The following is a 6,395-nucleotide window of genomic DNA, read 5'->3' as shown; positions in this document are numbered from 1 at the left end:
AGTTTTTGAGCAACAGCTTGCCGGATCTTCCAAGGCAGCTACTTTTAGATGCGATCGTTTTTTAGTCTAAACTCCAGTAATGACTAATGACCAATAACTAATGACTTCTTCACTTATGGCAAATCCTACGCATTCAGGGCGATCGCCCCAAGGAAGCAACGAAAATTCTCACGATCGCAAAAACGGGATGTTTGGCTTTACCGCATTCTTGCTTTCCGAGAGTATGGTCTTCCTCAGTTTTTTCGCCGCCTACATCATCTTGCGGCAGACAACTCCTAACTGGCTGCCTCCTGGTGTCCCGAAATTAGAGGTGCTTAAACCTGCCATTAGCACGGCGGTACTGGTTTCGAGCAGTTTTGTCATTTACTTTGCCGAACGGGCCCTCGATCGCCGGAAACTGGGTTTATTTCGCTTGCTGTGGCTGACGGCATCCTTGATGGGAACTTACTTTTTAGTTAATCAGGCGATCGAGTGGAACCACCTATCTTTTGGGCTGACTACAGGGTTGTTCGGCGCGACATTTTATCTGCTGACTGGGTTTCACGGTTTGCACGTTTTTGTCGGGATTATCTTGCAGCTAATTATGCTTGTCCGTTCTTTCATTCCTGGCAATTACAATGCCGGTCACTTTGGCGTGAGTGCAGCTTCTTTGTTTTGGCACTTTGTTGATGTGATTTGGATTGTTTTGTTCTCGCTGGTTTACCTCTCGTAGAAGACTGGGCGGTTGAAACCGCGTCTATACAAACAAAACCCGGATGGTGCGCGGGTTCAAGAAGGGGCGTTGCATATTTGCGGGATGATTTTGAATTTTATCAAAGCTGAGAACCCTGATTTTTCGAGCGGGCTCGCGAACCCACCCCACAAGATTCATCCCAGAATTATGCAATGCCAAATTACGTTATTTTCTCCAGTCCGCGGAGGCGGACTTCGTTTTTGTAGACGCGGTTTCAACCGCCGTCTTATTTTTGCCCAAACCCTACCCTTGCGGTTTTGATAGTGCTTGTAATTCTTCCCAAGTGTAATGTTTGGGCAATTCAACTGGCTCAGCATTAGCGCCTAAACCTAACCCGATCGCAGGTTGAATTTCGGCGATCGCCTCTGAAGCAACATCAGCCACCGCATTGCCGGCAATCCCGCCCGCGATCGCCCCTGCGATGCTACCAATTGCAGCACCAAACTTTCCGCCCACAGAATTACCAATGGCGGTACCGGCTACACCGCCACCGACTGCGCCCAATCCTGTGGCGATCGGGTGAGATTCAGATGTTTCTGATGGTTCTTGATCATTTTCATTCGGCTGTTGAGCATCATTCATTGCCATTATTTCCTCAAAAATTTTGCTAGTTTTCAATCTCTTCTTAATTGGTTCGTAGTGAGGACTTTAGTCCTTTCCTTCTCAAGGGACAAAAAGAGTTTATTTGATATCAATTCCGTCAGCATCAGAATCATACATATTTCTTCTCTCTCTGTGCCCTCTGCGTTCTCTGCGGTTAAATCATTCCGATACAACCGGAATTTATTTGAGCCGTTCAGCGATGCGATCGCCAACTCGCAGCGCATTTGCCATAATTGTCAGCGTCGGGTTAACGCCAGAATTGGACGGGAAAAAACTGCCATCCACAACGTAGAGATTATCAACATCGTGGGTGCGACAATTCAAGTCGAGGACTGAGGTTTTGGAGTCTGTACCAAACCGACAAGTGCCGCATTGATGGCCGATTGATTGTAGCGGCATCTCGGCGCGGGGATACAGGCTAAAGGGAATAACGTGCTTGGCTGAACGGTTGAGGGATTTGAGTACAGATGTCCAGCGGTGAATTAGCCGATCGCCCGCTTCGACATTGTTCGGCGCATAATCCAAGTAAATGCGATCGCCCTCCACCCGAACGCGATTGTTTGAATCTGGCAAATCTTCTGTTTGCAACCACCAACCAACCGATCGCTCAGCAATCAAATGCCGCTCGTATTTAGGAATCAATTTTACCAGTGGAGCCATCAGCGCCGGAGCCTCAGCCGGCAGCATATCAGCTAACACATTGCCTGTATTTTGTACCATCCCCATTGGATAAGGAAAATCCGGCTCTCCCCAATAATAATCATTGACAGCAATGGTTTTTTGAAAGTTAGCTTGATTCACTTCTAGGTGCATCGCAACTAAAGCGGTTGCTAGGTGTTTCATGAAATTTCTGCCCACCTGATCGGAACTATTTCCTAATCCCTTGGGGTGCTGTTCGTTAGCAGATTGCAGTAACAACACAGCCGAATTAATCGCACCGCAGGAAACCACCACAATATCGCCTGTAAATTGCTGTCGTTCCCCTAAAATTTCGGTTTCTACCCCCGTCACTTCTCGCCCGGATTTGCTGGTATGCAGTCTCAAGACTTTAGCATTAGTTATTAGGGTGAAATTGTCATATTTTTCGCGGGTTGGGCGAATCGCATTCACCTCCGCATCGGCTTTCGCCCCTACTAAACAAGGATAGCCGTCAAAGGTATCGCAGCGAATGCAAGGGCTGTTTGTGCGATCGGCTTCATTCAGCTTTAATCCTAATGGTAAATGAAACGGATTGTAACCGAGCGATCGAATATCGTCGGCGATCGCCTGCATATCCGGTTCGTGACTGACAGCAGGATAAGCATAAGGTTGGCTGCACGGCGGTTCAGTCGGATCGGTTCCTCGCGCTCCATGAACGTCATAGAGTGCTTCAGCTTGCGTGTAATAAGGCTCAAAATCTGCGTATTTGAGTGGCCATTCTGGAGAAAATCCTTGTTTGTGAATTACGCGATCGAAATCTCGTTCCCGCAGTCGCAAAAGAGCCGCACCATACACTTTTGTATTGCCGCCAACCCAATAGCCAGTCTGGGGTCGAAACTCCTTTTCTTCCCTGTCGTACCAGCGCTCGTCCGTATGATAGCGCTCTTTTTGATAAACTTCCAGCGCGCTCCAATTTGCTTTTTCCCTGGGCAAAAAGTCGCCTCTTTCTAGCACCAAAATCCTTTTACCAGTCGGTGCGAGACGGTGAGCAAGCGTACCTCCGCCCGCTCCCGTGCCAATAATGATGATATCGTAGTGGTTCGCCGAATTTACCATTGCCTAATCTTTTATAAATTGTGCTGGTTGGGGAATAATTTTCCCTGAAATCACTGCTTCAATCTTACCCAGAAATTCAGGAATTAAAACAGTATCAATGATGTGGATTACACCGTTATCTGCTTCCACATTTGGCGCGATCGCCTTAGCATTGATTGCAGTATCTACAACGTCAGGCATTGTCAATCTCCTTAATATTTACAGGTGGTTTTACAGTAAAGTTTGAAATTGGAAACGTGGTTTTAGCTGCGATCGAGCAACACTTGCCCTGCATCAATTCGGATGCGAAATAGGCTGTAAGGTTTCTCGCGCAAGTCTTGTCCGTTATGATAGCTGGGGTTCCTATTCCACTGATCTACAGTAAAGTAGAGATAGTCATCTTGGGCAACAAACAGGCAATTTGGCCACAGCATTCGCGCATCGTGGGCGAGTGTTTCCCATGTGCCATCTGGGAGGCGGCGCAAAATCGAATTGTTTTCGTAGTTCGTCACATAGAGGCGATTCTTTGCATCGGAAACCATGCCGCCAGAAGCGCCTTTTTCACCGTGATCGATGACTGTGGCGGCAACCTCTTGATCAGGTAGATTTTGATTAACTAATGCTTCAATGCTGACGCTGTAAAGGTGCCGACTTGCTAGGGGACAATAGAACAGTCTTTTACCGTCACCGCTGAGGGCAATGCCATCGCTGCCGGTGTGAATGTGCTTGGGCGGTTTGTTTGGATGCCGCACCATCATCGGTTGACCTTCAACTATTGGTAAAAAGCCGGGAATTGGTTTAGTTGAAGGATGATCGTTGAGTTTGCGCCAACTGTTTCCCGTGGCTAAATCTACGACAACAATGCCGTTCGGGCCTTCTTCCGATGAGTCGGTAATAAAGGCTATTCCATCCTCTCCCCAGCGCAAATCGACGCGCACGTCATTGAGGGTAGAATTGGCAGAGGCGACGGATTCGGGAAAGAGAATTTTCTTGACAATTCGATCGCCCTCCAGGTCAATTCCCACCAGTTTCGGGCCGCCGGAGGGGACTGAATTTTGCTTAATTTTCGCATGATCTAACAACCACAGCCGATCGCGCGCGTCGATGGTCATCCCTTGCACGCACAGCAACTTTTCTGAGGGCGAAGCTAAATCTAGCTTGTGGATTTCTGCATTCGGGTAGGGAACGGGATTACCGTTTTTTTCCTGTGGCTGCTTGAGTTCGGCAACAGTGAATTCTACATCGTCAACCAGCCGCGGGTAGCTGATGAAAATTCGCCCTTGCTTGGATACCGCAACACCGATCGGCATCGCATCCTCGAACAGCGCTACGAGTTCTAGATTGCCAGCGGATTTGTCGGTAGGCAGTGAAGGTACAGCAGCAACAGATTGGGTAGTGGCCAAGTTCACCATTGCACCCATCCTCTTGAGAATAGCCACGATTCAAATAACCAAAAAATCAAAGTTTCATTCCCTCTCCGGCAGGTCGAGCCTGTTATTTATCAACAAAACTCAACTGTTTTATGAATAATTCAATGCGTTAAAAGTAACAATTTACAATTCAAACATTTATCTATCTAATGGCTTAGTTGTAATTTATATCTCAAGATAGATATGTGGGTTACTCATCCTTATCTAACTATATAAATGAGTGTTAAATGGTATAGAATACTAATGCCTGAAGCCATCAGTATTTATGACGATCGCCTGAAACCGCTGCTGCGCCCTGATGCTTCACTCCAGAAAGTTGTCAGCGGTGCCGTCTGGAGCGAAGGCCCGGTTTATTTCCATGAAGATGATAGCGTGGTGTGGAGCGATGCTCACGGCAATCGCTTGCTGCGTTGGAGTCCCGGTGAGGGAATGAGCGTTTTGCGCGACCCCTCCGACTATCAAAGCGGCAATTACCGCGATCGCGAAGGTCGCCTTGTCTCCTGTTCGTCTGGTTTGCGCGCGATCGTCCGGCGCGAACACGGCGGCGAATGGCAGGTTTTGGTCGATCGCTACCGAGGAAAGCGCCTCAACAGCCCGAATGACCTGGTAGTCAAGAGTGACGGCACGATCTGGTTCACTGACCCCCCCTACGGCCTCACGCAGCCAAACCAGGGATACGGCGGCGAACAGGAACAGCTTGGATGTTTTGTGTACCGCTTCGATCCGGCGACTGGTGCGATCGATGCGGTGGTGACGGATATGTTGCGCCCCAACGGCCTCGCCTTCAGCCCCGACGAAAGCATCCTGTACGTGTCGGATAGTTCTGCTTTCAATATGCCGCAAGGGTATCACCACCTCCGCGCCTATGATGTTGTGGCCGATCGCGCTGCGGACAATGGCCGGGTGTTCGCAGTCATCGATCCCGGTGAACCCGACGGGTTGCGAACAGACGAACACGGCAATATTTTTACGACTTCCAAAGATAGCGTGCAGGTGTACGCGCCCGACGGTACTCGTTTGGGGAAAATTCCGGTGCCGGAGACTTGCGCTAACCTGACTTTTGGGGGAAAAAAACGCGATCGCCTCTGGATCGCTGCTGGCACATCTTTATATGCGATCGATCTCAACACTCGCGGGCTGCAATAAAGGTGTTCTCGTCATCTGCAATAGACCTCTCGGATAATTATTGTGGAACAGGCATCCTGCCTGTTTTTTACAAGCTTTTGGATCAGAAGTCTAATAGATGTTTAATGATGTCCAATTTAGAATATCTCAATCGATTGGAAACGACAAAATGATTTACAAATTTGCTCTTGGTGTGACAATCGCGCTGCTGTTAGCTCAAGTTTCATCTCCTCTACCAGAACTAAGTTTAAAACTGCTCAGTTCACTCAATCCCGTCTATCCGATCGGCATTCTCGGCTGGGCGCTTTTATTGCTGAGAGTTGGTGTCGGCGGGCTATTTATGCTGCACGGCTACCCAAAAATAACACATCTTCGAGTGTGGTCGGATGCTATGAAAATGCCCCTGTTTCTGTGCTTTCTCTCAGCAGCTTCCATGTTAGCTGGCGGAGTTTGTCTGATTCTGGGATTTCTCACGCTATTAGCGAGTCTGCCGATTCTCTGTTCCATGCTATTCGCGATTTATTTAGATTTATCCAAAGGGTTGCCTTTTGTTGCTAGCGATCCCTATTTAATTCCCCAAGGGCAGTATGAAGGGCCAAATGGCAAGGGCGAACCGCCAAGCTGGGAGAAAGCCTTTATGTACTGTTTGATGCTGATGGCGATCGCAGTTTTAGGGCCTGGTGCCTATTCGCTGGATGCTTTAATTTTTCGAGGGTGAATTATTAGCAGGCGGCCAGCTTCGACTATTAGCATAGGTTATGGCCGATCGC

At 48.5% G+C, this 6,395-nt stretch carries 7 protein-coding genes; 3 read left to right on the top strand and 4 right to left on the bottom strand.

The window, feature by feature from the left end:
- Positions 1-100 precede the first annotated feature (100 nt).
- Complete coding sequence (locus tag QUB66_RS26845) at positions 101-712, top strand: cytochrome c oxidase subunit 3 (RefSeq protein ID WP_332970357.1); 612 nt, start codon at positions 101-103, stop codon at positions 710-712.
- Positions 713-976: 264 nt separating this feature from the next.
- On the opposite strand, the gene QUB66_RS26840 is transcribed toward QUB66_RS26845, so the two are convergent.
- The 4 genes from QUB66_RS26840 to QUB66_RS26825 form a co-directional block, all read right to left on the bottom strand.
- On the bottom strand, positions 977-1,315 hold the full coding sequence (locus QUB66_RS26840) for a hypothetical protein (protein ID WP_332970358.1): 339 nt from the start codon (positions 1,313-1,315) through the stop codon (positions 977-979).
- 201 nt (positions 1,316-1,516) lie between these two features.
- Positions 1,517-3,091, bottom strand: coding sequence for a GMC family oxidoreductase (locus QUB66_RS26835; protein ID WP_332970359.1), 1,575 nt, complete (start codon positions 3,089-3,091; stop codon positions 1,517-1,519).
- A gap of 3 nt (positions 3,092-3,094) precedes the next feature.
- Positions 3,095-3,271 carry a fasciclin domain-containing protein gene (locus tag QUB66_RS26830; RefSeq protein ID WP_332970360.1) on the bottom strand — a complete coding sequence of 59 codons (177 nt, stop codon included), beginning with the start codon at positions 3,269-3,271 and terminating at the stop codon, positions 3,095-3,097.
- A gap of 62 nt (positions 3,272-3,333) precedes the next feature.
- On the bottom strand, positions 3,334-4,482 hold the full coding sequence (locus tag QUB66_RS26825) for an L-dopachrome tautomerase-related protein (RefSeq protein ID WP_332970361.1): 1,149 nt from the start codon (positions 4,480-4,482) through the stop codon (positions 3,334-3,336).
- A 261-nt stretch (positions 4,483-4,743) separates the two neighbouring features.
- Here QUB66_RS26825 and QUB66_RS26820 point away from each other — a divergent pair, with 261 nt between their 5' ends.
- Both QUB66_RS26820 and QUB66_RS26815 read left to right on the top strand, forming a co-directional pair.
- Positions 4,744-5,646 carry an SMP-30/gluconolactonase/LRE family protein gene (locus tag QUB66_RS26820; RefSeq protein WP_332970363.1) on the top strand — a complete coding sequence of 301 codons (903 nt, stop codon included), beginning with the start codon at positions 4,744-4,746 and terminating at the stop codon, positions 5,644-5,646.
- Between the two features lie 148 nt (positions 5,647-5,794).
- Positions 5,795-6,343: a DoxX family protein gene (locus tag QUB66_RS26815; RefSeq protein WP_332970364.1), complete on the top strand. Its 549-nt coding sequence runs from the start codon at positions 5,795-5,797 to the stop codon at positions 6,341-6,343.
- The last annotated feature ends 52 nt before the right edge of the window (positions 6,344-6,395 follow it).

It is taken from the genome of Microcoleus sp. A2-C3, from assembly GCF_036706065.1.
Classification (GTDB): Bacteria; Cyanobacteriota; Cyanobacteriia; order Cyanobacteriales; family Microcoleaceae; genus Microcoleus.
Note: the sequence above shows the minus strand (reverse complement) of the source record. Positions and strands in the feature narration are given on the sequence as shown.